The organism is Legionella stuttgartensis (genome assembly GCF_977063405.2).
Genome location: NZ_CDRUHA020000060.1, coordinates 515143 through 542010, shown reverse-complemented (window position 1 = coordinate 542010; position 26868 = coordinate 515143). Strand labels below are relative to the sequence as shown.

Below are 26868 nucleotides of genomic sequence, written 5' to 3'. Positions count from 1 at the left end.
TGAGTCAAAAAAAATGATAGAAGAGTTACAAGAAATCGTGGCGAAGCTTGTGAGCTTTCCCTCGATTACCCCCGAAGATGCTGGTTGCCAAGAGTTTATGATTCAATTTTTGGAGCAATCAGGATTTACCTGTCAGCGGATGAATAAGGGCTCTGTCTCCAACTTCTTTGCATCTTATGGAGAATCTGGACCTCTTCTAGTTTTTGCGGGTCATACAGATGTGGTTCCAGTTGGCGATATCACCAAATGGTTGTCTGATCCGTTTGTGACACAAAATAAAAACGGAATGCTCTACGGACGGGGTGTTGCCGACATGAAAGGAAGCCTAGCTTGCATGTTACTGATGGCACAACGATTTATTAAAACCCATCCCAAATTTCAAGGAAGATTAGGTTTTCTTATTACTAGTGGTGAGGAAGGTGATGATTACGATCTAGGCACCCCCTATGTTATGCAGCTTTTGCAAAATCAAGGCATTCACATTGACTACTGTGTAGTAGGTGAACCATCAAGTAGTCAAAAAATTGGTGATGTGATTAAAATTGGGCGACGCGGTTCATTAAGCGCCAAAATTAGTCTACATGGAAAACAAGGACATGTTGCTTACCCGCATTTAGCAGACAATCCAATCCATAAAATTAGCCCCGCCTTAGCGAAACTGACCTCCACGCTATGGGATCAGGGCAATAATCATTTCCCACCAACCTCAATGCAAATTACTCACCTTCAATCAGGAGGACATGCTCCAAATATAATTCCTGGAGAACTGATTTTACACCTTAATTTTAGATACTCTACAGAGCAAACACATGGCACATTAAAAGAAAAAGTTCTTGCTGCTTTTCAGGAGCACGATCTGAATCCTATCATTGAATGGCGTCTCAGCGGCGAGCCTTTCTTGACAGCTCAGGGCGCCTTATTAGAAAGTTGTAAGCAAGCGATCACCGAGCTTAATGGCTATGCACCTGAGCTTTCTACTAGTGGTGGAACATCTGATGGCCGCTTTATTGCACCCTATGGCGTTGAAGTAGTAGAACTTGGCCCTGTTAATGCCACGATTCATCAAGTGAATGAATGCGTCTCCTTAAATGATCTATATCAATTAGAAGCTTTATATTTTTCAATTTGTGAAAAATTGTTAATTAATTAGGGCAGTTTACATCCCAGTAGCTTGAGCCAAAGTAGTCTATACTTTAAGAAAGGCAATTGAATTTATTGTAGTTTTGCTGTTTTCGTAGTCTGGGTAAAGCTTAGTAAACCCCAGGAGTTCATTAACGAAGCCCAGGGTTCGCAACACTACACCCAGCTACAATTTTAATGGCACTATAAGGAGAGACGAGCATGAAAGGTTGCAAATTAAGTCCTGTAGCTTTAGGTCTTGCATTTGGGGTTCTTTGGGGTGTATCTATTTTGGTATTGGGATTAATTGCTTACTATTATACCTATGGGCGTGGTTTTGTGGTTGCAGTGGGTTCTTTATATCCAGGATATGAGCCTTCAATCCAAGGAAGTATATTAGGCGGTATTATTGGTTTTATTGACGCATTCATCACCGGTGTTATTATTGCCTGGTTGTACAATGTATTTTCTTGCTGCAAATGTGTGTGCTGTGACAAGAAAAAGGATGAAGAAGTTAAATAAAGCTCAATGGTATGGCCTGGGTGAATAGCAAATCGTAAACCGGGAAATTGGTGTAAAAAACCCGGGCTTCGCTACGCGTTACCCAGGCTAGATATAATTACTTTAGTTTACAACATGCCATGTGCCATCTGGCTGGCGACATGCACTACCACGTAATGTTTGTGGTTTTCCATCAATGATTGCTTTAGTTAAATACTCGCGGCAAGGTAAATGCTCACGATAATAAGTACGAGTGGGTTGTACTGTATAACTATTTCCAGTGTCTGGATTTGACCAATGTACTGATCTGCCGGTGGGTGCAGTTTCTAAGGCACGTTGCATTTCCATTCGGTCCACTTTATCCATATATTTACCAATTTGACCACCTAAATAAGCACCAGCAATAGCACCACCAGCTGTTGCTGCCAATTTAGCTGCTGGGCCACCTCCAAATTGACTTCCAATTAATCCGCCAATAACTCCACCTGAGATAGTACCAACATCCTGATGGTTCATTGATGCACAACCAACTAATAATAAAGACAATGATGCAACAGCTATTTTTTTCATAACATATCACCCAATATAAAGGTTATAGAAATCGGTTTTAATTCTATCATCACGTTCAGTTATTATCCATAGTTAAATAAGTATCCTGATATAGCGTGCGAAACCTGGGATTTGGGTTGATCTACATCCCCTAAATTCCTCTTCGTTACACCTGGATTACATATATTCTTAATCGTGACGCACTCGCTCAGAGATTTGACATAATAATTCATATCCTGAAGTACCTGCAGCTTGGGCAACCCGCTCAACTAAAATATGAGTCCCCCAAAGCTCAACAGGCGCCCCAGGTTTTACCTCTGAATGGTCTGTTAAATCGACAGCAAGCATGTCCATTGAGACCCGCCCTACAATAGGCACTTCTTTGCCCTGGACCCAGACGGGTGTATTTTCCGCTATATGCCGTGGATATCCATCACCATAACCAGCAGCAACAATACCAATAATTGAAGGTTTTTCACTTTTCCAAATGCCACTATATCCAACTTGAGCTAAAGGCGGATTATAATGAACGGCACTAATTGCTGAAACAAAACGCATCACAGGGAGCAGACCCAAATCAATTGCAGTCTGATTGGCAAAAGGAGATACACCGTAAAGCATTATCCCAGGTCTGACAACATCTGCATGAGTTTGTGGAAACGAAATAATAGCCGCAGAATTGGCTATACTGCGTTGACTAAATCCTGTGACAGCAATATTTTCAAACAAAGCAATTTGTTGGGAATTTTCAATACGCTCTGGCTCATCAGCACATGCTAAATGAGTCATCAAGCCAATCTCTTTATCCACCCAAGGACATGATTGTAATGCATCCATAACTCCTTGCAGCTCATCGGTTTTAAAACCCAAGCGATGCATACCCGTATTCACTTTAACCCAAAGTTTAATAGGCCTTTCTAAAGGGGTATTTAAAAGCCATTGGACTTGGTGGGGTTGATGAATAACACAACCAAATTGGTGCTGAGATACGACCTTAAACTCATCGGGACTAAATACACCTTGAAAAAGGATACAATGAGTTCGAATTCCTATTTTACGAAGAACCAAAGCTTCTTCAATACAAGCAACCCCAAAAGCATCAACGTGCCCTTCCAATATTGGTGCTACAACATGTACACCACAGCCATAGGCATTGGCTTTAACCATAGCTATGATTTTCTTGCCTGGAGCAAAGCGTCTTATCCGCGCTAAATTATGGTGTAATGCATTGGGATCTATCACCAATCTGGTGGGTCTGGACATCTTAATCTACCCCTTGATAACCATTGAACGCTAAATCTTCAAAACGGGTGTATTTACCAATAAAGGCTACACGTACCTTACCAATAGGACCATTTCTTTGTTTTGCTACAATTATTTCTGCTGTTCCTTTATCAGGACTATCTTCATTGTAGACTTCATCCCGATAAATAAAACAAATTAAATCAGCATCTTGCTCGATCGCACCCGATTCACGTAAGTCAGACATAACGGGTCGTTTATCTGAACGTTGCTCCAAACTTCGATTCAACTGGGACAAAGCAATAACGGGTACCTGCAACTCTTTAGCAAGCGATTTGAGACTGCGTGAAATTTCAGAGATTTCTGCCGTTCTGTTATCAGCACCAAAGCCTGGTACTTTCATTAATTGTAAATAATCCACCACAATTAGCCCAATATTTCCATGATCCTTGGCCAACCTACGGGCTCGTGCACGCATTTCACCAGGACTTAAAGCAGGAGTATCATCAATAAATAAAGGAGCTTCCGAAAGCATATGGACGGCAGAAGTGACACGAGGCCAATCATCGTCATCCAGTTTACCCGTTCTAATTTTATGCTGATCAATACGTCCTAAAGAAGACATCATCCTCATTGCCAAAGAATCCGAGGGCATTTCCATAGAAAAAACGAGTACAGGTTTTCCAGATTTAATTGCAGCATGCTCTGCCATATTCATCACTAAAGTCGTTTTACCCATAGAGGGACGACCTGCAACAATAACTAAATCAGAAGGCTGCAATCCAGAGGTCATTTCATCCAAATCAGACAAGCCAGTAGCAAGTCCGGTAATCGCATCACCATTATGATAAAGTGCATCAATTTTTTCCACTGCACGAACTAAAACGGATTTTATATTTTCAGGGCCACCATCACCGGCTGTTTGTTCACCTATAGCAAAAACTCGAGTTTCAGCCATATCAAGTAACTCAGGGACTTGCCTACCCCCAGGATTATAAGCCGAATCAGCAATCTCAGTAGCTACAGCAATAAGCTGTCTTTGTACCGATTTTTCTCGCACAATATCAGCATAAGCAGATACGTTAGCAACGCTGGGTGTATTATTTGCCAGTTCAAACAAATAGGCTTCCCCGCCTGCGTCATCCAATTCGTTGTAAGACTTTAATGCATCAAGAAGGGTCACTACATCAAAAGGTTGATCTTTCTTCACCAAAGAAGAAATGGCTCGAAATAAAATTCGATGCTCAGTGCGATAAAAATCAGCTTCACATAATTTATTGCTGACTTTATCCCAAACCTCATTGTCCAACATTAATCCACCAATGATGGATTGTTCCGCTTCCACGGAATGAGGTGGGCGTTTTAAAGGATCAACCGTCTTTTTGGAATTTTGCAGATCATACATGGTAGTGACATTATGAGAATTTGGAACGATGTCTATTGTAATGTTCTTTTAAAAGGATGTCACCCCGAACCAAACTATTCGGGGTGAATTCAATTGATAAATTATTGCTTTTGCCAAACTTGAGTACGGCCTAATAAAGAAACACCCACATATCCTCTCACCAAGAGTTTATTTCCTTGGACAGTGAGTTTGACACGATAGATTTTACCTGACTTAGGATCTAATATTTGCCCACCACTCCATTCATTATTGCCTTCGTTTTTTAATCCCCACATAAACTGTAGTCCCTGAATTTTCTTACCTTTAAATCCACCAGGACATTTCTCACAAATACCAGTATCACCAGGTTGTGGATATACCTTGTTAATAACAGCGTTTAAAGTACCACCAGACTCACTAATGGTAACAACTGCTCTTTTCTTACCTGTTTTATCATCAATTGTTACCCAGGTACCTACCGGTGCTTGAGATGCGGCAAGTGCTGCAGGTAAATAGAACGCGGCAACAAAAAAACCACAAGCTAGCTTCCATAAGTTCATAATTTTCTCCGTGTTTACAATCATTTATAGCTTATGCCATGATCGAAAACTATGCCAGTTTTAAATAGAATAAATTTAAAAAATGGATGTTTATCTGGGGTAAAATATACATTGGAGGCTACTAGAAAATAACATCAACTCATACTAGGGGCATAAAAAACTGCTCGACATCCTCTTCACTTAAAGTCATCGCTTTGGCAGGATCAGCAGATAAAATACCTTCTACTAGTAATCTCTTTTTCTCTTGCATCCCTAAAATAGCTTCCTCAACAGTACCTGAGGTAATCAACTTATAAACGAACACAGGGTTTTCTTGACCTATACGATGTGTTCGATCGGTCGCTTGGTCTTCTACTGCTGGATTCCACCAGGGATCATAATGAATTACTGTGTCAGCACGTGTCAGGTTAAGTCCAGTACCCCCGGCTTTCAAGCTGATAAGGAAAACAGGCGTTTTTCCTTCCTGAAATTTTTCCACCATTGCCTGCCGATGTACTGTCTGACCTGTTAACTTTAAGTAATCATAATTTCTTGCGCGTAATTCATCTTCAATTAATTGCAACATCGAAGTAAATTGTGAAAAAACCAAAACGCGCCTACCCTCACCCACCAAATTATCTAATAAATCCATTAGTGCTTCTAGTTTGGCGGAAGTTCCATGGGCGATTTCTGCTGCTGGCAATGACAATAGTCTAGGGTCACAACACACTTGACGTAACTTCAGTAGTGCATCCAAAAGAAGAATATGACTTTTACCTAATCCTTGTTTAGCTATGGCATCACGAACTTTTTTCTCCATACTCATACGAATCGCTTCATAGAGATCACGCTGGGAGCCAACAATCTCTATAGTGCGGGTCATTTCAGTTTTGGGAGGCAATTCACGAGCCACCTGATTTTTTGTTCTTCTCAATATAAAAGGTTGTACTCTCTTAGTGAGTACTTCCCGTCTACCCAAGTCTGCATATTTCTCTATAGGGGTTCTGAACCAAAGTCTAAATTGTTTTGCATCACCTAGTAAACCAGGCATTAAAAAATGAAACAAAGACCATAACTCACCTAAGTGATTTTCCAAAGGTGTACCCGTCAGGCATAAACGATGAGTCGCATGTAATTGCTGAATAATTTGCGTGGTCTTGGTACGCGCGTTTTTTATAAATTGCGCTTCATCCAATATAAGGTAATAGAATGGATAAGCTATAAATTTATCTTTATCACGATGTATTAACCCATAAGTAGAAACAACAATGTCATAGTCATCAAAATTATCCTGATGACGATCTGAACCATGGTAGATTAGAACCTTTAATTCAGGAGTAAAACGTTTTGCTTCAGCCTGCCAATTTCCAACAAGACTCGTTGGAGCAACTATTAAGGTCGCCGCCTTTATACGACCCTGTTCTTTTTCATATTGTAAATGAGACAAGGTTTGTACTGTTTTTCCCAATCCCATGTCGTCAGCGAGAATTCCACTAAAATGACTTGTCCGTAAAAACTGTAACCAATTCAATCCATCACGCTGATAATCCCGCAAATGCGCATTTAAGCCGGTGGGAGGCTGTACTTCAGGAATCTGAGTTAATTGAGAAAGTTGGCGGATTTGCTCTCTTAAGATTTCAGCCCCTTGCCAACGAGTTTTAGTAGCTGCAATAGCTAATTCAGCCTCTCGCATCAGAATAAGCTGATATTTATTAATTTGTACCTGTTGGTTTTCATCTATATGACGCACACCAAATTGCAGCAACAAACGAACCAAAGGCTTAATTCGTCCCATTTCTAACTGCAAAGCCCTCCCATCATGTAAGGGTAATTTAACTAATTGTGTATCCGGCAGATTATCCAAATCATTACCACTGTAACGATGAATCAAATCGGCCACCAAAGGTACAATACTGACTGGTTTACCCTCAACCAAAATTCCCAATTGGTATGAGAAGAAATCGGTTGTATTTTCATACAGATCTGAATACCACTCTACATCATCAGCATGAATCACTTCTTGATACAAAGAACTAATGCACTCGACTTGCCAGTCACGACTTTTTAACTCGGGCAATAATTGGCTGTAAAGAAATTCCAAATCCGCCAAAACTTTAATATTCTGCAAAACAAAATCAGCTTTTTTTACTTTTTCCCATTGTTCATTTTCCCAAGCTCTTGGCACCCGCAACTCAAGTATACTCTGCACTTCATCCCATTTTGATTTCTCAAAATCCCTATCACGCTTATATTCAATTAAAACCCCTTCCTGATGGCAAACTACGGTGTCGCACTCTTCAGAGGCTGAGATCTTTAAACCCGCATAATCAAATACAATATGGGCTGTGAATAAGGCATGCAATTCTTCTTCAGTATCATAAAGCCAGGAGGATTCTTCACCAAGCTCACTAATGGCATCTAGGATAAGCACCGGTACTGGCATAACTTTACGAACTTCGCGTTCTTTAAAAACTTGAGGTATGGGAAATTCAGGACATGTTTGAGCCATTTTACTTGCTAATAATTCCGTCTGATCCATTGGTATTGGAGGTGCTTCCAATAAATAACCCAATTGTTTTATTGGATATGGAGTAGTTAAATGTCCCATTTTGCTTTCGAAACAATTAAAATACCAACAGTCATCCAACAATAAAGGCTCAAGTGCTTTTCCTTCATGCATTAATAACAAATTTTGACTGCCATTATGAGATAACACCCATTCACACGTACCTTGAATAGGCTCACTTAAGTGAATTGGTTCCTCCTGATTTTGTATAAAGAAAGCTCTTCCTGTGGCAAGGACTCTCTCTAATAATTCGCTATTACGAATGGTTAATGTATCAAACCAACCTGAAACACCACATTTAAACAGCAGCAAGGCGACCAGCTCATTATCATCATCAATAAAATGTTGCTTTTTGGAATCAGAAAGACTATTGAAAGGAATCATTTTTCCATAACCGCCACGTTTTAATAACTTGGCTAAAGCTAATTTAATCGCCACTCGGTGTTCATAGCCATCAAGTCTTAATTCTATGAGATAAACTAAATGATGAGTCACTTCCGGTGCTTTCACTACAGCAGCTTCTTGGGCCCGCAAATTTTTCAACCAGCTATCCAGTCTTCTATTTAACTTAGTCCCAGAAACAGATTGCGAACTTCCTTTTTCTCTATCACGCAAAGCAAACAGACAAGCAGCGGCATGTTTACAATTGTATTGATACGCACAAGTACAATGCGCTAATTTCTTGGGCCAAGCTTTCAAATCCATATGTACATCATAAATCTGACTTGAGCTGCCTTTGACTCGTCCCTTTAACAGTCCATCGCTAAAACGAATATTGAGCACATGTCCATTTTCAAAATATTCTTGACCTCGCAATAATATTTTGGCTTCAAAGACTTCTGGCATTTTTGAGAGTGCTTCATTTAACATAAAACGGACTTTTTACTGGGCAAAGGATCTATTTTAGTCAATTTTTAAATTAATTAACAATTTTATCTTCAAATTTAAGATTCTTTTTATGTAAGGGTCTGTTGACAATTCGCTAGATTAAGACAAAATGATGAGATTTTAAAACACCCGAAACTTACGACGTGTGTGAGAATTGGATCCTTTAAAGTCTCATCATTTTGACCAAGATAGTGTCGTTGTCATCAGACCTGCTTACTCGAACTTTGGATCTTTTTAGAGTATATATAATGCAAAATAAGCTTAGTGTACTTATGGCACAAATTAATCCCACAGTAGGTGCCTTAACGTCAAACAGAGATAAAATTATAGAGATTATAAAAAGCGAACAAGAAGCGCATGATGTAATCCTCTTTCCTGAACTGGCTTTAACAGGTTATCCTCCTGAAGATTTACTTTTTCGCAAAGAATTTCAAGAAGCAGTTAACGAGCATTTAAAACAAATACAAGCTGTAACCAAAGATTGCTATGTTCTAGCTGGGCATCCTGCTCGTAACTCACAACAGCTGTACAATAGTGTTAGTATTTTTCATAATGGGCAAAAGATTTCCGAATATCACAAACAAAATCTACCTAACTATGAAATTTTTGATGAAGCACGTTATTTTACTCCAGGCAAAAAAATTCCATGTATTTTAGATATAAATCATTACAAAGTAGGAGTAATGATTTGCGAAGATTTATGGCATCCCGGCCCCACCGAAGATTTGATAGAGAATGGAATTTCTGTCCTACTCATTTTGAATGCTTCTCCATTTGATTGCGGTAAATATCACAAAAGAGAATCGCTTTTAAAATCTTATGCAAAACGCGGTATATCCATAATCTATGTGAACCAAATTGGTGGCCAGGATGAACTATTATTTGATGGTCAATCATTAGCGATCGACACACAAGGGACAGTTTGCGCACGCGCTCCCGCATTTAAAGAAGATTTACGTACTGTTGAAATCCAAGGAAACCAAATCAAAGGTGAAGTGGCTCCTCTTCTTAAGTTTGAACCATTAATCTATGACGCCCTAGTTTGTGGTACTCGCGATTATGTAAATAAAAATCATTTTCCCGGAGTTCTAGTCGGACTCTCAGGAGGAATCGATTCGGCATTAACTTTGACTGTAGCAGTAGATGCTTTAGGAGCAGAGCGAGTTCATGCTGTGCTTATGCCTTCGCGTTATACCGCGCAAATGAGTAATGAAGATGCATTAGCTCAAATAAAAAAATTGAACGTATCTCATTCCATACTATCGATTGAACCCGCCTTTGATGCACTGATGACCACTCTTGAGCCAGCTTTTACAGGACTAGCCCCTGATACAACCGAAGAAAATATTCAAGCACGTATTCGTGGTTTGTTAATTATGGCATTGTCTAACAAAACAGGAAAAATGGTACTCACAACATCGAATAAAAGTGAATCCGCTGTAGGATACGCTACATTATACGGAGATATGGCCGGAGGATTTGGCGTATTAAAAGACGTACTTAAAACTCAGGTTTATGCGCTTGCACGTTATCGCAATGGTCTTTCTGAAGTCATTCCCGAGCGTGTTCTAACTCGTGCTCCATCGGCTGAATTAAGAGCAAATCAAACCGATCAGGATAGTTTACCTGACTATGAGATATTAGATGCAATCATTGTTGCCTACATGGAACAGTACTTAACACCTGCCGAAATCATTCAACAAGGATTTTCTGCGGAAACTGTAAACAAAGTAATTCACTTGATCAAACGCAATGAATATAAACGCCGCCAATCGGCACCAGGAATTAAAATAAGTCCAACTGCTTTTGGAAAAGACTGGCGTTATCCAATCACCAATGGTTTTTAAACGCAAGTTTGTTATCCCGTATGCCAGACTTCTAATCCACCTTAAGTTTTCCTCGACAGCCACTTATCTTCGCAGCATTCAGGAATAAGCGAGCTCAGTACCTCACGCGGACAAGCCGTGGGACGTGGTATTGTTATAAGTCACGTAACTATTAAGATGAATGGAAGATGCCAGTGAAGGATCTCCTGTCAATATATAACGCTAAATTCAGGAGGATCCTTCGTTCGCAAACTTCTCAGGATGACGTGGTAAATAATAATTTATCCTGGTTTTGCTTGTGCATCTGGGAGGAGATAAAAATTAACCATTAGTTAAAGTTTTTGATTCTTCCATCGCTGATTGTTCTGCAGCAATTTTACGTTGTTGCCAGAAATTCGGTAACTTTGAAAGCGCTTCATATCTACTTTTTTCTAACTTTTTAGAATCGATTTCTATAGTTGTCTCTTTCTCTTTAACAGCTTCTCGTTGAGATAAGTCAGGCTTCACTTCTACATCAGTCTCATCAACAATCTCTTCCTTAGATAAGTTAGCGGTTTTTGTAGCTTCTTTTTCTACCCTAGCTTTCATATGTTGTTCGATAAGAGCAAATTGCTTCAGGTTTATTTTGCCTTGACTGGTAGGTGCTTGTTGCTTCGGCTTATTATGCAATACTTGAGAAAACATACTATTCATTTCATCCAGTTTCGCTGAGGCAATGGATTGAGTAGTGTTCAATTGCAATAAATAGGCTTTAAGCTGCAAAACATCTGCTTCTTTAAATGTTCCTTTCTGATTGGCTAACCAGAAATCCAGCTTGGGATAATCAGATAATGAAATTTTATTTGCACTACCCAGACTGTTTATCCACCAAAGACTTATCTCTTCCTTTTCGCCACAACGTAGAACAAAAGTTGAAGTAATTCCTTTTACTTTAAGATCTTCATTAGTTAATGCAAGTTTTGTTTTGGTATTCTCTGGATTGATGAGTAAACGAACTTTAGCAAGGTATTCTTCTCTTGCTTTGAGACACTCTCGTTTAACTTGTTTTAAATGAACAGAGTTTAATTTTTCGATGTCTCGGTCTTCAAATGTGGCTAGCTTCTGAGCCAATTCTTCACTCGGAGTTAGAGGATAGACCTCTCCCGTTGAATCAACCCAATAAAGATGCCATTGAGGATTTTTATAACTTAAAGCAAAAACAATTTTGTCTTGTTGCACCGATTGATTTTTCGCCGTGGCAAGATTATTAAAAATTAGTACATCTTTAACTGCTTGCATTGATGATTGAATCATCGCTTCACGTTCAATTTCTTGCTTTTTTTTCTCTTCCAATGTCCCTTTATATTGATACATAAAGCTATTTATCTCTGCTAATACGTCTTCTTTAAGCTCCATAATAAATTTAGGAAGTTGGCTGTCTTCAACCATTTGGTAATCAGGGACTGCATCGATTAATTCTAGAAAGAGGAAATAATTATAGGAGCTGTTTACATTCCACTCACCTTCGCTAATCATGAGTTTTAATTCTAGTAATCGAGTATAAGCATCAGGGAAGTCTTTCATGACATTAATTGATTGTTCTATTTTTTCACCCCGAGTTCTGGTGTACTGATATACCCAACCGGTTAGCCATGATTTTACAGGTTGCTGATAATTTTTTTCTGCTCTTCGAGCAATAGCAACTATTTTTTGGCGTCCTTCTTCGGACTCATTTGCAATGATACCTACTACTTGTTCAACAAATTCTTTGGGTATTTTAAATGATTTTTTTTTTGGCATTTTGAAACTCCTTTTCATGATGCAAATTCATCATTACATTAATGTTAATTTTATACAAGTAGAAAATTATTATGCTAAATTGATCGTATCGGCATAGTCATGTTAATTTTTCTACATCGCGCAAAGTTATACAATTGTTCATTCCTAAACATCATTCCATTTAGCCGATGGCCTAGACTTGCATCTTCAAAAAGAAAAAATTTGGACTCGCTTTCGCTAAAACTAGGTGCTCTAATGAATGTTTTGAGCATTCGCTTTAATCTTTGTTGGCATTGGCATCCTATTACAAAGAACTCTTAAATAAGAAATGCCAATTGGAAGTATAGACTTTGTTCCAAATTTTGCCATAAAGAGTTTCCCTTTTAAATTTACAGAAGGTAATCTGTTTTTGCTAATCACGAGCCAACTCCAGAATATTGCTGATAAATTTTACCGAAATTAAACACTCTTTTATAATTAAAAAGCACCTCCATCATTCCTTCCAAAAAATATGCGTGTCTAATACTTGCAAATTTAAAGTAACACGTTAACATGATTCGACAAAAAAAATAATAACAAAGGGATGTTATGAAATTTGCATTTTTTTCAGCTGCTTTATTATCAAGTAGTATTGCTGTAGCTGCAGTACCAGTGAATGGATGGTATTCCAGCGTATTTGGTGGATATACCCACATAGCAGGGAATGTATCAAAACACCAACTGGGATTTCTATTTGATGACGTCGCTTATGAAAATGGTTTTAATGCCGGGGTACGTTTAGGTTATCAAAGTAACCCCATCCGTTATGAATTGGAGTACACCTACTTACGGGCTAATACCAAAGACTTTGATGTTGACTTCATTGATCAAACTGGAGTATCAGGTAACACGAATGCCAATGTGGGTATGGCGAATATTTATTATGATTTTGCTGATGTTATCCTACCGACAATCTCTCCTTTCCTAGGAGTAGGTATTGGATATGCATATATTCAGACTTCTTTGAATAGTACGGGTCCTTTTGGAGCAGCCTCTTTTGGTGTTACAGAAGGTGCCTTTGCATATCAGGGAACTGCTGGGCTAACTTTTAATTTTAATGAAAACTGGGCATTAAATGCTGCCTATCGTTATTTAGCAACAGCCAGTAACGACGATTTTGGACGGACCTTACAAGTTCAGATGGGGAACGCTGGTATCGTTTATCGCTTTGATCAATGTAATTATAAATAATTGTATCTTGAGTCCAAATCTTAAGTTGGGTATCGTCAAGCCCGAGCGCAGCGCCCTTTCAATTCACCTTAAGTTTTCCGAGACTTATAATATCTACGTCCCGCGGCTTGTCCGCGGGATCTAGAGATGGAGACAGCCTTAATCCTTATTTTAATACTGAAGTGTTTTTTTAGGATTCAGAATTTGCGGTTCTTGCCATAACGTCATGAACAAAACCATAACCAACGGTCCTACAAATAAACCAAGCAAACCTAAAGTTTCTACCCCGCCCAAAATGCCAAATAATACAGCTAAAAAAGGCAACTCAATTGCGCCACCAATCAAAACAGGTTTAACAAAGTGATCTGCAACAAACATTACAAGTGTTCCCCAAACCAAAACTACAATTGCGCCAATCATACTACCAAAAGAAAACAGAACCATTGCTACCGTAATAAAAACTATAGGAACAACAAAGGGGATCATTGCTGCCAGTGCGGTGATAAATCCGACTAAAGTAGGTGCTGGGAAACCAACCAAGCCATAACAAATTCCCATTAAGATACCTACCCCAAGCCCAACTACTATAGTTCCATTAACTGTAGCCCTCAATGCTCTGGGTAACCTATCTGCGTAACGAAACCATCTTTTTCCGAGGCAATATTCTCCTACTTGGTAAATTTGTGATAATAGTTGATCGCCATCACGATAAAAGAAAAACAAACTTAATAGCGTGAAGCCTACTTGGACACTTCGATGAGCTAAACTTGCCCCTATTTGTTTCACATAATAGCTTGTTGGGGTGAGCGATAAATGTACATTAGATAATAAACTTTTAATCATTCCTGGCTTACCAATATGCTCATCCCAATAAGCAACTAAATCATTCCCCAAAAATGGAAAGTCTCTTAAAAATACAGGGGCAGCACCACCTTGATTATTTATATCTTGCAGGAAATTAATAAATATCTGTAATTCCTTAATTAACAGGCCCAATAACCAGCTCAATGGAAGTAAAAACAACAAACCAATCAAGGTTGTAAACAGTAACGCTGCTAAATTATTTTTATTGCTAAAAAACCTACGCCATTTTTCATACCAAGGGTAGGTAGCAATAACGATTATGGAGGCCCATATTAATGAAGGAATAAAACGATGAATAATAAATAAACTAAGAACTACAATCCCAACAGTTAAGCCCATACTAATGAGCTCTTTATGGTTTTCATTCATTATGCAAAACTCCATGCTAAAAGTTGCATCAATAACCAGGCAGGCACTGCGGCCAATACATCATCAAGCATAATTCCGAAACCACCACGTACTTTTTGATCGATGTAATCAATAGGTTGTGGTTTCCAAATATCAAAAATTCGAAACAAAACAAAACCACAGATCATCCATTTTACTCCGTGGGGTGCCATAAACATAGTTAACAAATAGCCTACAACTTCATCCCAAACAATCCCTTTATAATCATGCACACCCAAATCTTGAGAAACTTTCTCACAGACCCATACGCCCAATAGAAAAGCAAGGAGGGTAAATAAAAGGTATACCACCCAATTCGAACCCATAAGCAGTAAATACACGGGTATAGCAGCTAATGTGCCCCAAGTACCTGGAGCAGTCGGCATTAAACCACTGCCAAACCCGAAGGCAATAAAATAAATAGGATCCTGAAAAACACTTTTTGCTAAATTTATTGGTTTCATTTCTTCTTCTCTTACTTAGCTAATCTTGGAAGGTTGGATCAAAATGCATTAATTTACAATAGTCACTCCCCTCGGTTCTATTCGTACCTCTAGGCTAAAAATGTGAGTATCCTTTGGGGATTAGCTCATGATATTGATGGTTCACATCTTTCATTCTTAAACCAGGTCGTTCCTCAACAATTCCAATGGGGTAACACTGCAAATTAGCGCTTTTAAAATCATTCATCAAGGAGTCTAAATGATATTCTGGTATGGTAAAACATAACTCATAGTCATCACCACCAGTCAAAGCCAACTCAACTGCATTCTCAGACCAATATTTATCAAGCAAGGGGTGTACTGGAATTGCTTCTTTATTGAGGCAAGCACCAACACCACTCGCAACACAGATATGGCTTAAATCCGCACTAAGTCCATCTGAAATATCTATTGCTGCAGTTGCATAACCTCGTAAAAATTCAATTAAATCCACTCGAGGTTTTGGGTGTACTAATTTGCCCATTAATTCAGCTTTATCTTGCTCAGATATGTGCTGATTTTCAAGAAGTTTTACTGCTAAAGCGGCACCACCCAATTCACCTGAAACCACGATTATGTCCCCAGGTTTTGCCCCTTTTCGTGATATCGCTTTTCCATTGGGCGCAGTCCCAAAAACAGTAAGCGTTATCGATAAAGGACCTTGTGTGGTATCACCGCCTATTAAACTCATATCAAATTGGTTTAGCGAATCGTTTAGTCCTTGCGTAAATAAAGTTAACCATTGCTGATTGAATTCTGGTAAAGTTAGAGCAAGAGTAATCCAACAAGGTTTTGCCGCCATAGCGGCCATATCGCTCACATTAACCATAACTGCTCGGAATGCGACATCATAGGCATTCCATTGAGGGAGAAAATGCACTCCTGACACCAGAGTATCCGTACTCACCAGTAAATTCATTTCCTGGGAAACCTGCACACAGGCAGCATCATCACCAATACCTAATAATACATCTTCACGTTCACAATCTAGTGGTTTAAAAAAATGATTAATAAGTGAGAATTCATCCATAGTTATGACTGATTTCGACTGAACGTACTTGTTGTGCCAAGCTATTTAATACACCATTGACATAACGATGCCCATCTTGAGAACCAAATTCTTTAGTCAATGATATTGATTCATCAAGGACGACTTTGTATGGAATTTCAGGACAATGTAATAATTCAAAAGAACCAATACGTAATACAGTCAACTCAATAGGATTTAAACCGGTAATTTCTCTATCAAGAAAAGGAGTAATACTTGCTTCCAAGGTTTCAACATGAGTTGGAACGCCATGTAAAATACGGCAAAAGTACTCTACGTCTACTTTATCCATGTTGTTAACAATTCGAAATTGTGCTTCGATTTCATTTAAATCACTTCCAGACATTAACCATTGATAAAGAGCCTGAAGTGCTAATTTTCTGGCTTTTCTTTTACCGCTAATTGACTGCTTTTCCACCTTAACCTCATGAATTCTTTGTAAACATCTATAAAACCCCTCTTTAATTTAATTAAGAGGGGGCATAAAAAAGCCAATACTAAGGTATTAAAAATTTACCTATTGGGGGGCCTAGTGGCCGAATAAGTAAATTTTCCTAGCTACCCTAGTCTTTATTCATCTGATCTATTGTTTGTCTGAAGTCACTTACGTCTTTAAAGCGTTTATAAACAGACGCAAACCGCACGTAAGCTACATGATCCAAACTATATAATTCCTTCATGACCAATTCACCTATGATCTGGGAGTCAATCTCTCGTTCTCCTCGACGGCGAATTTCCTGGGTAATCGCAATAATCGATGCCTCTAAAGCATCAACACTCACAGGCCTTTTTTCCAAAGCGCGCAACATGCCGGAACGTAAATTATCAATATTAAACGGCTCACGCCTACCATCACGTTTAACAATTAACGGCATGATTAATTCAGCTGTTTCAAAAGTAGTAAACCGTTCATGACAAACAAGACATTCTCGTCTTCTACGTACCTGGGCACCTTCCGCGACCAAGCGTGAGTCCACTACTTTAGTTTCTTCTGCGTGGCAAAAAGGACAAAACATAATTATCCATAAACCGGAAATTCACGACACAAAAGCAATATTTGTTCTTTAACTTTTGCTATGGTCGCTTCATTGTTAATGTCATCAAGAATATCTGCTATCCAATTAGATAAAAGCGTTATTTCTTTTTCTTTAAATCCTCTTGTTGTAACTGCTGGAGTTCCCAAACGTAAGCCGCTCGTTACAAAAGGAGAGCGAGGATCATTAGGTACTGTGTTTTTGTTCACAGTAATATTTGCTTTATCTAAAGCTGCATCAGCTTCTTTACCAGTAATATTCTTATCAATTAAATCAACTAATAATAAATGATTATCAGTGCCACCTGAAACAATTTTATAGCCGCGACTCATAAGTACTGAAGCCATTGTCTTAGCATTCAACAAAACTTGTTGTTGATAGGTTTTAAATTCAGGCAGTAAGGCCTCAGCAAAAGAAACTGCTTTGGCAGCGATCACATGCATTAATGGTCCGCCCTGGTTTCCAGGGAAAACAGAAGAATTCAATTTTTTTTCTATTTCCTCGTTTGCACGACAGAAAATCATTCCACCTCTTGGCCCTCTGAGTGTTTTATGGGTCGTGGTGGTTACAACATCTGCATAAGGTACTGGAGAGGGATAAAGACCGACAGCAATCAATCCGGCAACATGGGCAATATCTGCCATTAAGTAAGCCCCGACCTTATCTGCGATTGCTCTGAACCGTGGCCAATCAAGAACTCGTGAATAAGCAGAAAACCCTGCAATGATTAATTTAGGTTTATGCTCTAGGGCTAAACTCTCTAATACATCATAATCAATTAAACCAGTATTCGCATCTACTCCATAAGGAATCGCCTCATAAAGCTTACCAGAAAAATTAACTTTGGAACCATGAGTCAAATGACCACCATGAGGTAATGCCATACCTAGAACAACATCACCAGGAACTAATAAAGCCATCATTACTGCCGCATTAGCTTGGGATCCAGAATGAGGTTGGACATTAACATAATCTGCTGAAAAAAGTTTTTTAGCACGAGCGATTGCTAACTCTTCAGCAACATCTACGTACTCACATCCGCCATAATAACGTTTGCCGGGATAACCTTCTGCATATTTATTAGTTAACACCGAACCTTGAGCTTGCAGTACTCGAGGACTCACATAGTTTTCCGAGGCAATAAGCTCTACATGCTCTTCTTGCCGGCGTTGCTCATCAACAATAGCTTGAAATAATTCATTATCAAAATTTTCTATAGTATAGCTTCGGTCAAACATGAGTAATCCTTGGGAAAATGGTTAAGGTCTAACGATGATGTCATTACGTACCTTTCTAACACCATCCACGCTTGCAGCAATCATCCCTGCTCTTTGCTTCAATCTTGGGGTAGCAACAAAACCACTAAGTTGCACTTCATCTTTAAAGGTTTTAACTTGGACGGCTAAACCCGTACGCCCTAATTGATTCACTAATGTTGCTTTGACTTTAGTAGTGGTAGTCGAACTATCCAAAAACTCTCCAGTACTTTCACTTCCAGGAGAAGCAACACATGCTATGATAAGTATAGATAAAAGTCCTACAAACAGTATTTTAAGTGAGTTACGCATCCTCAAAACCCCTAAAGAAAAAACGTCCTAAGACTACCACAAAATTTACTTTGTTACGAATTGTGAATATAAATTGAAAATCATGCTGTATTTTTGATTTAAAAAAGTGCATTCCCTGGGCTATGACCAAGCATGCCCAGGAAAATCACACATAGATTCCATTCATAAGTACTTTTCATTATTCAGTAACTACAACCTTAGATCCAGATTCTGAAGGATGTTGTTTCACTGTCTGATTTTTTTTCTTTTCATGTCCATGAACATTGCTCTGAGTTGAGTTGTTCACAACCACTTGTTTTTGATTAGAAGTATGCTCATGAGTCTGTTGACTATGGCCATGCACCTTAGCCTGACTTGGTGCTGCATTTGTTTTTTTGTGACCTCGATGATAAGGAGAAGGATGACGGTAGTCATGTGGACGCTCATCGAAACCATAAATTTCAGCGCGAGGAGGAACAGAGTGATAATAACCTGCATCATAATATTCCGGTTCGCTCAGCTCACACGAAGTCAATAGGGGTAATAACAAAAGACAAGGGATTAAACGCTTCATGAACAACTCCTGAAATACAAATAAAAAAGGGAAGGTGCATTGCATGCAACTTCCCTATCGTCAAATAAGCTAACGCTTATTTTTAGAAATTACTTATTTCTTAGGTGTAATCTCAACTTTATCACCTTTAATACCTTTGTTCAGGTAATTAACGATACGTACGGTACTATTTACATTAGTCCAACCAGAGTAAATAGTTCCATAAGGAGATTGGATTAAAAGGTTCATGCCAGAGTGACAGTAACCATAGTAGTACAAGCTGATGTAATGAGGTGCATCATAGTAAAATATTGTGAATGGATCTAAAGGAGCACCATCATCAAAAGAACCGTATACACGAACATTATCAACACTGTTATTGATGATTTCAATTTCACAATAACCTGGATACATCATTGATTTACCAGCAGGTTTATTTTTGTCAGCTTCGGTAGCTTTAGGATGCAAATGTGCATTTGCAGCAAAAGCTTGACCTATCAAGCTAAAACAAAGAGCAAATAACAAGGACTTCAACTTCATGGTTTCTCCTTCGTTTAATAAAAGCTGCATAGTAGCAAAGTGTTGTATTTAGTCAATAGGATATTTTTATAACCATGAAATAAATAAAATTGAAACTTATAAGCACAATAAGGGTAATAATATTCATCTTTCATGTTATATTTGGCGGGTTTCAAAATTATCGTTTTTTTTAAGCATTTAGGGGAGTATTAATGAAAAAGCGAATGATCATCATGGGAGTAGCCTTACTGATTGTTTTCGGTGGGATCATTGCTTTTAACCTGATCAAAGCATTTTTGATTAAGCGTTTTTTTGCAAGCTACCAACCACCTGCTGTTTCTGTTGCCTCAGCGGTTGCCAAATCAGTTGACTGGCAGCCTAGCATTAACGCTGTGGGGAATTTCGTTGCATTTAATGGGGTTGATGTAAGCGCTCAGGCCTCAGGAAATGTGGTAAAAATTGATTTTGAATCCGGACAGTATGTTGATAAAAATGCGCCCTTAATTACTATTGATGACAGCATTGATCAAGCAGTATTAAAATTTAATCAAGCAGAATTAACTCTGAAAACACTTAGCTACAAACGTCAAGATGACTTATATAAACGAGGTGCTGCCCCTATTTCCAGTGTTGATGAAGCTAAAGCAAATCTCGATCAAGCCCAGGCAAAATTAGATCAAACTCAAGCACAGATCAATCAAAAGCATATTACTGCACCTTTTGCGGGCAAATTAGGTATACGGCAAGTAAATCTAGGCCAATTTATCAGCCCAGGGCAAACAACGATTGTTTCCTTACAATCACTTGACCCATTGTATTTAGAGTTTTATCTCCCAGAACAAATGTATAAACGTATTCGACCCAATCAAAGCATTACATTTTCTGTAGAAGGATTTCCTAATGCGCTGTTTGAGGCCAAAGTAACTGCGATTAACTCTAAAGTGGATCTAAACACACACAATATGTTAGTCCAAGGTACGCTGGCTAATTGCCCTGCAGCTGCAATTAAAGACCCTGAACATTCTCCCTTAGTTCAAACCCGAAAAGAGCCAATGGGTACTAAAAGAATTGTTACTTGTAATTCTGATTTAAACAGCAAGAATAAAGTTCATAGTTTTACCTTCGTACCTGGTATGTTTGCTTCAATTGAAATAAGTCAACCTCCTGAGCCTAATACAGTGATTGTGCCATCAACCGCAATATCTTACAGCTTATACGGTAACGCAGTGTACATTATAGAGAAAAATGCAGAGGGTAAGAAAAACCCCGACGGTTCTGATCTGCTCACCGTTAAGCGTGTTTTTGTTACCACAGGAGAACAACGCGGAAATTATACTGTAATCAAAAAAGGAATTAAGGCAGGACAATTAGTTGTAAGTGCCGGAGAAATAAAATTACAAAATGGCACGCCTGTTGTAATCAATAATGATGTCAAACTAAATGAAATTAGTAATCCGGATATGTTAGGACAATAAACTAAATTGAATCGTAGTAGCCTGGGTGCAGCGAAGCGTAACCCAGGTTAATTTTTATAGGTATCACACCTATTATAAAATTTTTTAATCAGGAACACGTTATGAAGTTTACCGATCTTTTTATCAAGCGGCCCGTACTTGCCATGGTAATTAGTTTGCTCATTCTGCTTTTTGGTATTAACTCCATCTATAAGATGCAAATTCGTCAATACCCCCGCATGGACAATACAGTAATTACCATTATGACGGGATACCCTGGTGCGGATGCCGATCTTATTGCAGGATTCATTACTTCACCTTTAGAAAAAGCCGTAGCCAGTGCGGAAGGGATTGATTACATGACCTCCTCCAGTACTCAAGGCTTAAGCACTATTACTCTAAATATTAAATTAAACTTTGATCCTCAAGTGGCTTTTACTGATGTGATGAGTAAAGTGCAACAAACACTTAACCAATTGCCCAAAGAGTCTCAACAACCAGTCATATTGAAAACATCGGATAGCTCAACAGCATTGATGTACATTAGTTTAGACAGTACAGAAATGACCCCTCAACAAATCACTGACTATGCTACCCGTGTTGTACAGCCGCAGCTGCAAACAGTAGATGGTGTAGCTAAAGCCGAGATTTTGGGTGGCGCCACCTATTCCATGCGAATTTTTCTTGATCCTATTAAAATGGCTGCACTGGGGGTTTCTCCCTCAGATGTCTCAATGGTACTTGCCAAAAATAACTTCCTCACTGCAGCAGGAAATACTAAAGGTGAATACGTTGCAATCAGCATCACTGCAAAAACAGATCTGAATGACACAACAGAATTTAGTAACCTGATTGTTAAAAGTGATAAAGGCTCCATTGTTCGTTTACGCGATGTTGGGAGAATTGAACTAGGTTCACAAGACTACGATACCTCCGTAACATTCAATGGCAAAAAAGCAGTATTTATATCCATTACGCCGACTCCTACTGCAAATCCTCTAACCGTCATCAGTGATGTAAGAAAAATACTTCCTTCGGTTATTAGAGAGTTTCCGCCATCCTTAACAGGCACAATAGTTTATGATGCGACAGCATTTATTAGAGCATCTCTGGATGAAGTAACGCATACCATTATTGAAGCAGGCCTAATTGTTATTGTAGTGATTTTTCTATTCCTAGGCTCCATTCGTTCAGTACTCATACCTGTTGTAACCATTCCACTTTCATTAGTTGGTGTATGCACCTTGATGCTTATTCTAGGGTACAGTATCAACTTACTTACATTACTCGCCTTTGTTCTAGCCATTGGTTTGGTAGTCGATGATGCCATTGTTGTCGTAGAAAACGTCCATCGACATATCGAGGAAGGAAAAACTCCTTTTGACGCTGCATTGATTGGGGCCCGAGAAATAGCCACTCCAGTCATTGCAATGACGATTACCTTGGCGGCGGTATACGCACCTATTGGATTTATGGGGGGATTAACAGGCGCCTTGTTCAAAGAGTTCGCTTTTACTTTAGCCAGTGCAGTAATCATTTCCGGAGTTATTGCATTAACTCTTTCTCCTATGATGTGCTCAAGGGTATTATCTAAAGATATTAGTAGTGGCAAGCTTGTTCATTTTCTTGATACTTTTTTCAATAAACTCAAAGTAAGATATCAAAAAGCATTACATAGTTTGCTGAACACTCGGGTAATTATGTTGTTTTTTGCAGCCGTTGTTATACTGATGCTGCCTTATCTCTATACTCATACTTCAGCTGAAACAGCCCCCGATGAGGACCAGGGCTTCTTTTTTGTGATGGCGATGATTCCTCAATATGCGACACTTAATTATATTGAATCATTCACCAAGCCATTTGATGACATTTATAAAAGTTTCCCGGAAACAGAAAATTATTTTACTGTAAACAACAGCAGTCAAACCATTTCAGGAATGGTATTAAAACCATGGAATCAACGCAGTAAAAGTCAGTTTGCTTTAAAACAACCCTTGCAAGATAAATTGTCACAAGTTGCTGGGTTAAATGCTTTTGCAATTGTCCCCCCTCCCCTTCCAGGTGGCGGAGGTGGTACGCCAGTTCAATTCGTCATCAAAACCACAAATGACTTTCAAAGCTTACTTGATGTTTCCAATAAACTGACCGAAAAAGCCCAAAAAAGTGGTTTATTTATTTACGTCGATAATTCACTCAAATTCAATAAGCCGCAAATTGTATTGGATATTAATCGCTCCAAAGCTTCAGAAATGGGATTAGATATGCAAGCGGTAGGAAGCAGCTTAACCAGTGCTTTATCCGGTGGTTATGTAAATTATTTTAACTTAGAAGGACGCAGTTACCAGGTAATACCCCAATTAAACCGCTCCTATCGCATGACTCCTGAGCAATTAGGGCAAATATATGTGAAAACAATTAACGGCACCATGGTCCCTCTTTCAACGGTAGTCACCGCCAAAGAAAGAACTGCACCTAACGCAGCATCACATTTTCAACAAATGAATTCTGCGACCATTCAAGCAGTCATGATGCCTGGAAAAACCTTAGGCGAAGGTCTCGCATTCTTACAAGATGCAGCCAATGATACTTTACCTAAAGGCTTTTCTTTTGATTATGGTGGTGAGTCAAGGCAATTTATCCAAGAAGGGAGCGCCCTGCTCTTTGCATTCGTTTTTGCAATCATCATTATCTTTTTGGTACTTTCAGCTCAATATGAAAGTTTCCGCGATCCGCTAATCGTTTTAATCAGCGTACCCATGTCAATCTGCGGTGCTTTAATTCCTTTGAATTTGGGTTTGGCAAGCATCAATATTTATACCCAGGTCGGTTTGATTACCCTAATTGGCTTAATTTCAAAACATGGAATTTTAATCGTCGATTTCGCCAACCATTTACAACGTGAAAAAAACCTGGACAGACGAGCTGCTGTAGAAGAAGCTGCAGGAATTAGATTAAGACCCATTCTCATGACGACTGCGGCCATGGTATTTGGGGTATTACCTCTTTTGATTGCCAGTGGAGCAGGTGCAGTGAGTCGTTTTGATATAGGATTAGTTATTGCCACGGGCTTGTTAATTGGAACAGGATTCACTTTATTTGTGGTTCCTACCTTGTATACCTACATTGCAGAAGACCATCGCTTAAAAAAAGCCGAACCTCAGTTTGATGAAGCAAAAATTCCTGATGTTCAAGTGCCTACTAAAAATCATTAAAAGTAAGAGCTGGGGGAAGCTTAGCCAAACCCAGCATACTTTAAACCAGCATCAGCATAGCAACTAAATATTAAAGCTATCACTATTTGTCTACCTTTAATCCTTATACCTTTTGTAAACAATTCTAAATTTCTTATACTTCATGTAAGGGAGAATTATTATAAAGGGTAAAATCGTGACGCCTTTTAAACGAATGAACTTAAATTTAATATTGCATCTAGATGCTTTATTAACCGAAAAAAGTGTCAGTGCTGCTGCTTCTAAAGCATTCGTCAGTCAACCCGCAATGAGTTCTTCTTTGAAGCAACTTAGAGAATTATTTAAGGATCCGCTGCTCATTCCTGGTAAAGGGGGATATTTTCTTTCTCCAAAAGCAAAAGAATTGCAACCTCAATTAGAACAAGTAATGTTTGATTTAGGAAATATCTTGCAACCTAGCGAACGATTCGATCCCCTTCATTCAAAGAGATCATTTAAGATTGCTTTACCTGATTATGTTGAATTAATCTTATTGCCGTCCTTAATTTCAGCCCTTGAAAAACTACCCCATATTGTTATTGACACCACTATTGAATCTATGGCGGATAATCCTCTTCTGTTTATTGATGATAACGTCGATGTAGCAATAGGGGCTATTAATGAAAACTCATTTCCTTCGGTGCTTAAAGCAGAAAAATTATATGAGGAAGAAATTATTTGTTTTGCGAGCCAAAATAATCCACTCATACACAAGCCATTATCTTTAAAAAATTATTTAACCTGTAAACATATTGCCTTTAGTTTTAATCCAGAAAGATACAGTCATTCAGCAGAATATCTACATAAACGGAAAAAAATACGCAATGATATACTCTTCGTAAAAAATATTTTGCCTGCAATTTTTGCAGTAGCAAATTCCGACACAGTGATTTCCACGGCTCCAAGTTTTTTAATTAATATTTTTTCAGAACAGTTTCGATTAAAAATGCAGCCACTGCCATTCAATTTAGAACCCACCCCTATTTACCTTGTAATGCACAGTAAGAGTCAATATGACGAAGGAGTTCATTGGTTATCCCACTTAATTAGTTCGAGCATTAAAAATTTGAATAAGTGGTAAAAGACTTGCATCCTTTAAATAAAAGACTTTCAAATTTTATCCATTACTGGAATGCACTTTTAGGGCTTCTCCATAAGAAATTTGTATACCTCTTATATAAACAAGCAATTTTTAATAATTACTCAAAGCCACTGTCATGAACATAATGGTTGCTTATTAGCCACATATTCATATCATGATTTGAGTTTATAGAAGTGAAATTTTCAACGCATGAAAAAAGAATGTGTCATGCACAAGCGAAGCTAATCCCACAGACTCTCTGGGAAAAGTTTTTTATAAATGAGCTTCCCGACTATTTAATTCCACTGATGCAAGAAAAGGACAATGATTTATTTCAAATATTAACTGATGATCTAGAAGTAGTTTCATTCTCGAAAAAGAAAAAAATATGTATCTGGCTAGGAATTGCACTCAGTCATCCCGAGCTCAATTCAGAATCCCTTCACAATATAGGAGATATATTGGGGATGTCAGATAAATTGATGTTTGATGCGGCAGTTTATTGGGGGAATAAGAATTATTTTAAAGATTTAATAACAAAATATTCTACAAGTGCATTGCACGCTATGATTGCTGCGAATCATTACAACGTTTTTATTGAGTCTGCGGAGCATGGCCACTTACATATCCTCCAATACCTCGAAGAACAAGATCCTGAAAAACTACCAGAGATGATTACGTCTCAGGACTATTTGGCTTTTAGACTTGCTGCTGCAAACGATCATTTATCGGTCCTCCTCTTCTTAGCTGAAAAAAACTCTGAACAATTGCAAGAGATGATCACAGCTGAAAATTACTATGCTTTTATAGAAGCTACAAAAAATGGTTATTTATCTGTCATCCAATTTTTAGCTTCCTTACATCAAGAATAAATTGGCCCTCAATCAGGACAAAGAGTACGAACGGGCACATCTTCTTAAATTCGGCCACCTTCAGCTTGAAGAACTCCTCGAAACGAATAGCAAACAAAATGATGAAATTCAAAGTGGTTCACTAGGGCCAATCAATTTAGTCTGTTTGCTCTAGCAGAATCATCAACCTCAGATCAAAATACCTCACAATGCGCTATAGTTAATTCTAGAGAAGTT

23 protein-coding genes are annotated in these 26868 nt (G+C 38.5%); 8 read left to right on the top strand and 15 right to left on the bottom strand.

Going from position 1 to position 26868, the window contains the following annotated elements; genetic code table 11:
- Nucleotides 1–13 precede the first annotated feature (13 nt).
- On the top strand, nucleotides 14–1150 hold the full coding sequence (gene dapE / locus ACWTEW_RS21695; RefSeq protein ID WP_483099562.1) for a succinyl-diaminopimelate desuccinylase: 1137 nt from the start codon (nucleotides 14–16) through the stop codon (nucleotides 1148–1150).
- 191 nt (nucleotides 1151–1341) lie between these two features.
- Nucleotides 1342–1641 (top strand): bacteriophage holin, encoded by a 300-nt coding sequence (locus ACWTEW_RS21690; RefSeq protein ID WP_454780590.1) that lies wholly within the window; start codon nucleotides 1342–1344, stop codon nucleotides 1639–1641.
- A 102-nt stretch (nucleotides 1642–1743) separates the two neighbouring features.
- Here ACWTEW_RS21690 and ACWTEW_RS21685 read toward each other — a convergent pair whose 3' ends face one another.
- From ACWTEW_RS21685 to ACWTEW_RS21665, 5 genes are all read right to left on the bottom strand, one after another.
- Entirely contained in the window at nucleotides 1744–2190 is a 447-nt protein-coding gene (locus tag ACWTEW_RS21685) for an RT0821/Lpp0805 family surface protein (RefSeq protein ID WP_454780589.1), read from the bottom strand.
- Nucleotides 2191–2358: 168 nt separating this feature from the next.
- A complete protein-coding gene (gene alr / locus ACWTEW_RS21680; protein WP_454780588.1) occupies nucleotides 2359–3432 on the bottom strand; it encodes an alanine racemase in 1074 nt (357 codons plus the stop codon).
- A gap of 1 nt (nucleotide 3433) precedes the next feature.
- Nucleotides 3434–4816 (bottom strand): replicative DNA helicase, encoded by a 1383-nt coding sequence (dnaB, locus tag ACWTEW_RS21675; RefSeq protein ID WP_454780587.1) that lies wholly within the window; start codon nucleotides 4814–4816, stop codon nucleotides 3434–3436.
- A 101-nt stretch (nucleotides 4817–4917) separates the two neighbouring features.
- Nucleotides 4918–5355, bottom strand: coding sequence for a DUF2147 domain-containing protein (locus tag ACWTEW_RS21670; RefSeq protein WP_454780586.1), 438 nt, complete (start codon nucleotides 5353–5355; stop codon nucleotides 4918–4920).
- A 139-nt stretch (nucleotides 5356–5494) separates the two neighbouring features.
- Nucleotides 5495–8770: a DEAD/DEAH box helicase gene (locus ACWTEW_RS21665; RefSeq protein WP_454780585.1), complete on the bottom strand. Its 3276-nt coding sequence runs from the start codon at nucleotides 8768–8770 to the stop codon at nucleotides 5495–5497.
- Between the two features lie 266 nt (nucleotides 8771–9036).
- Here ACWTEW_RS21665 and ACWTEW_RS21660 point away from each other — a divergent pair, with 266 nt between their 5' ends.
- Nucleotides 9037–10635 (top strand): NAD+ synthase, encoded by a 1599-nt coding sequence (locus tag ACWTEW_RS21660; protein ID WP_454780584.1) that lies wholly within the window; start codon nucleotides 9037–9039, stop codon nucleotides 10633–10635.
- A gap of 300 nt (nucleotides 10636–10935) precedes the next feature.
- Here the strand turns inward: ACWTEW_RS21660 and ACWTEW_RS21655 are convergent, their stop codons facing one another.
- The gene (locus ACWTEW_RS21655; RefSeq protein WP_454780583.1) at nucleotides 10936–12393 is read right to left on the bottom strand and encodes a hypothetical protein; all 1458 of its coding nucleotides are present in this window, start codon (nucleotides 12391–12393) and stop codon (nucleotides 10936–10938) included.
- Nucleotides 12394–12960: 567 nt separating this feature from the next.
- Here ACWTEW_RS21655 and ACWTEW_RS21650 point away from each other — a divergent pair.
- The gene (locus ACWTEW_RS21650) at nucleotides 12961–13602 is read left to right on the top strand and encodes an outer membrane protein (protein ID WP_454780582.1); all 642 of its coding nucleotides are present in this window, start codon (nucleotides 12961–12963) and stop codon (nucleotides 13600–13602) included.
- Nucleotides 13603–13752: 150 nt separating this feature from the next.
- Here ACWTEW_RS21650 and ACWTEW_RS21645 read toward each other — a convergent pair whose 3' ends face one another.
- The 9 genes from ACWTEW_RS21645 to ACWTEW_RS21605 form a co-directional block, all read right to left on the bottom strand.
- Nucleotides 13753–14814 (bottom strand): AI-2E family transporter, encoded by a 1062-nt coding sequence (locus ACWTEW_RS21645; protein ID WP_454780581.1) that lies wholly within the window; start codon nucleotides 14812–14814, stop codon nucleotides 13753–13755.
- Entirely contained in the window at nucleotides 14814–15296 is a 483-nt protein-coding gene (locus ACWTEW_RS21640; protein WP_454780580.1) for a phosphatidylglycerophosphatase A family protein, read from the bottom strand. The genes ACWTEW_RS21645 and ACWTEW_RS21640 overlap by 1 nt, the downstream gene beginning before the upstream one ends.
- A 94-nt stretch (nucleotides 15297–15390) precedes the next feature.
- A complete protein-coding gene (gene thiL / locus ACWTEW_RS21635; protein ID WP_454780579.1) occupies nucleotides 15391–16344 on the bottom strand; it encodes a thiamine-phosphate kinase in 954 nt (317 codons plus the stop codon).
- Nucleotides 16337–16780 carry a transcription antitermination factor NusB gene (gene nusB / locus ACWTEW_RS21630; RefSeq protein WP_454780578.1) on the bottom strand — a complete coding sequence of 148 codons (444 nt, stop codon included), beginning with the start codon at nucleotides 16778–16780 and terminating at the stop codon, nucleotides 16337–16339. Before nusB ends, thiL begins: the two co-directional genes overlap by 8 nt.
- Nucleotides 16781–16925: 145 nt before the next feature.
- Entirely contained in the window at nucleotides 16926–17378 is a 453-nt protein-coding gene (nrdR, locus tag ACWTEW_RS21625) for a transcriptional regulator NrdR (protein ID WP_058468406.1), read from the bottom strand.
- 2 nt (nucleotides 17379–17380) lie between these two features.
- Nucleotides 17381–18634, bottom strand: a complete 1254-nt coding sequence (gene glyA / locus ACWTEW_RS21620; RefSeq protein WP_454780577.1) for a serine hydroxymethyltransferase — start codon at nucleotides 18632–18634, stop codon at nucleotides 17381–17383.
- A 21-nt stretch (nucleotides 18635–18655) separates the two neighbouring features.
- Nucleotides 18656–18964, bottom strand: a complete 309-nt coding sequence (locus tag ACWTEW_RS21615; RefSeq protein WP_454780576.1) for a BON domain-containing protein — start codon at nucleotides 18962–18964, stop codon at nucleotides 18656–18658.
- Nucleotides 18965–19142: 178 nt separating this feature from the next.
- Nucleotides 19143–19517, bottom strand: a complete 375-nt coding sequence (locus tag ACWTEW_RS21610; protein ID WP_454780575.1) for a hypothetical protein — start codon at nucleotides 19515–19517, stop codon at nucleotides 19143–19145.
- A gap of 93 nt (nucleotides 19518–19610) precedes the next feature.
- Entirely contained in the window at nucleotides 19611–20036 is a 426-nt protein-coding gene (locus ACWTEW_RS21605; protein ID WP_454780574.1) for a hypothetical protein, read from the bottom strand.
- A gap of 191 nt (nucleotides 20037–20227) precedes the next feature.
- Between ACWTEW_RS21605 and ACWTEW_RS21600 the strand changes: the two genes are divergently transcribed.
- The 4 genes from ACWTEW_RS21600 to ACWTEW_RS21585 all read left to right on the top strand — a co-directional run bounded on the left by ACWTEW_RS21600 (nucleotide 20228) and on the right by ACWTEW_RS21585 (nucleotide 26652).
- Entirely contained in the window at nucleotides 20228–21490 is a 1263-nt protein-coding gene (locus ACWTEW_RS21600; protein WP_454780573.1) for an efflux RND transporter periplasmic adaptor subunit, read from the top strand.
- 101 nt (nucleotides 21491–21591) lie between these two features.
- Entirely contained in the window at nucleotides 21592–24681 is a 3090-nt protein-coding gene (locus ACWTEW_RS21595; RefSeq protein ID WP_454780572.1) for an efflux RND transporter permease subunit, read from the top strand.
- 172 nt (nucleotides 24682–24853) lie between these two features.
- Entirely contained in the window at nucleotides 24854–25780 is a 927-nt protein-coding gene (gene lelA, locus ACWTEW_RS21590; protein WP_454780730.1) for a LysR family transcriptional regulator LelA, read from the top strand.
- Between the two features lie 194 nt (nucleotides 25781–25974).
- A complete protein-coding gene (locus ACWTEW_RS21585; protein ID WP_454780571.1) occupies nucleotides 25975–26652 on the top strand; it encodes a hypothetical protein in 678 nt (225 codons plus the stop codon).
- Nucleotides 26653–26868: the final 216 nt, after the last annotated feature.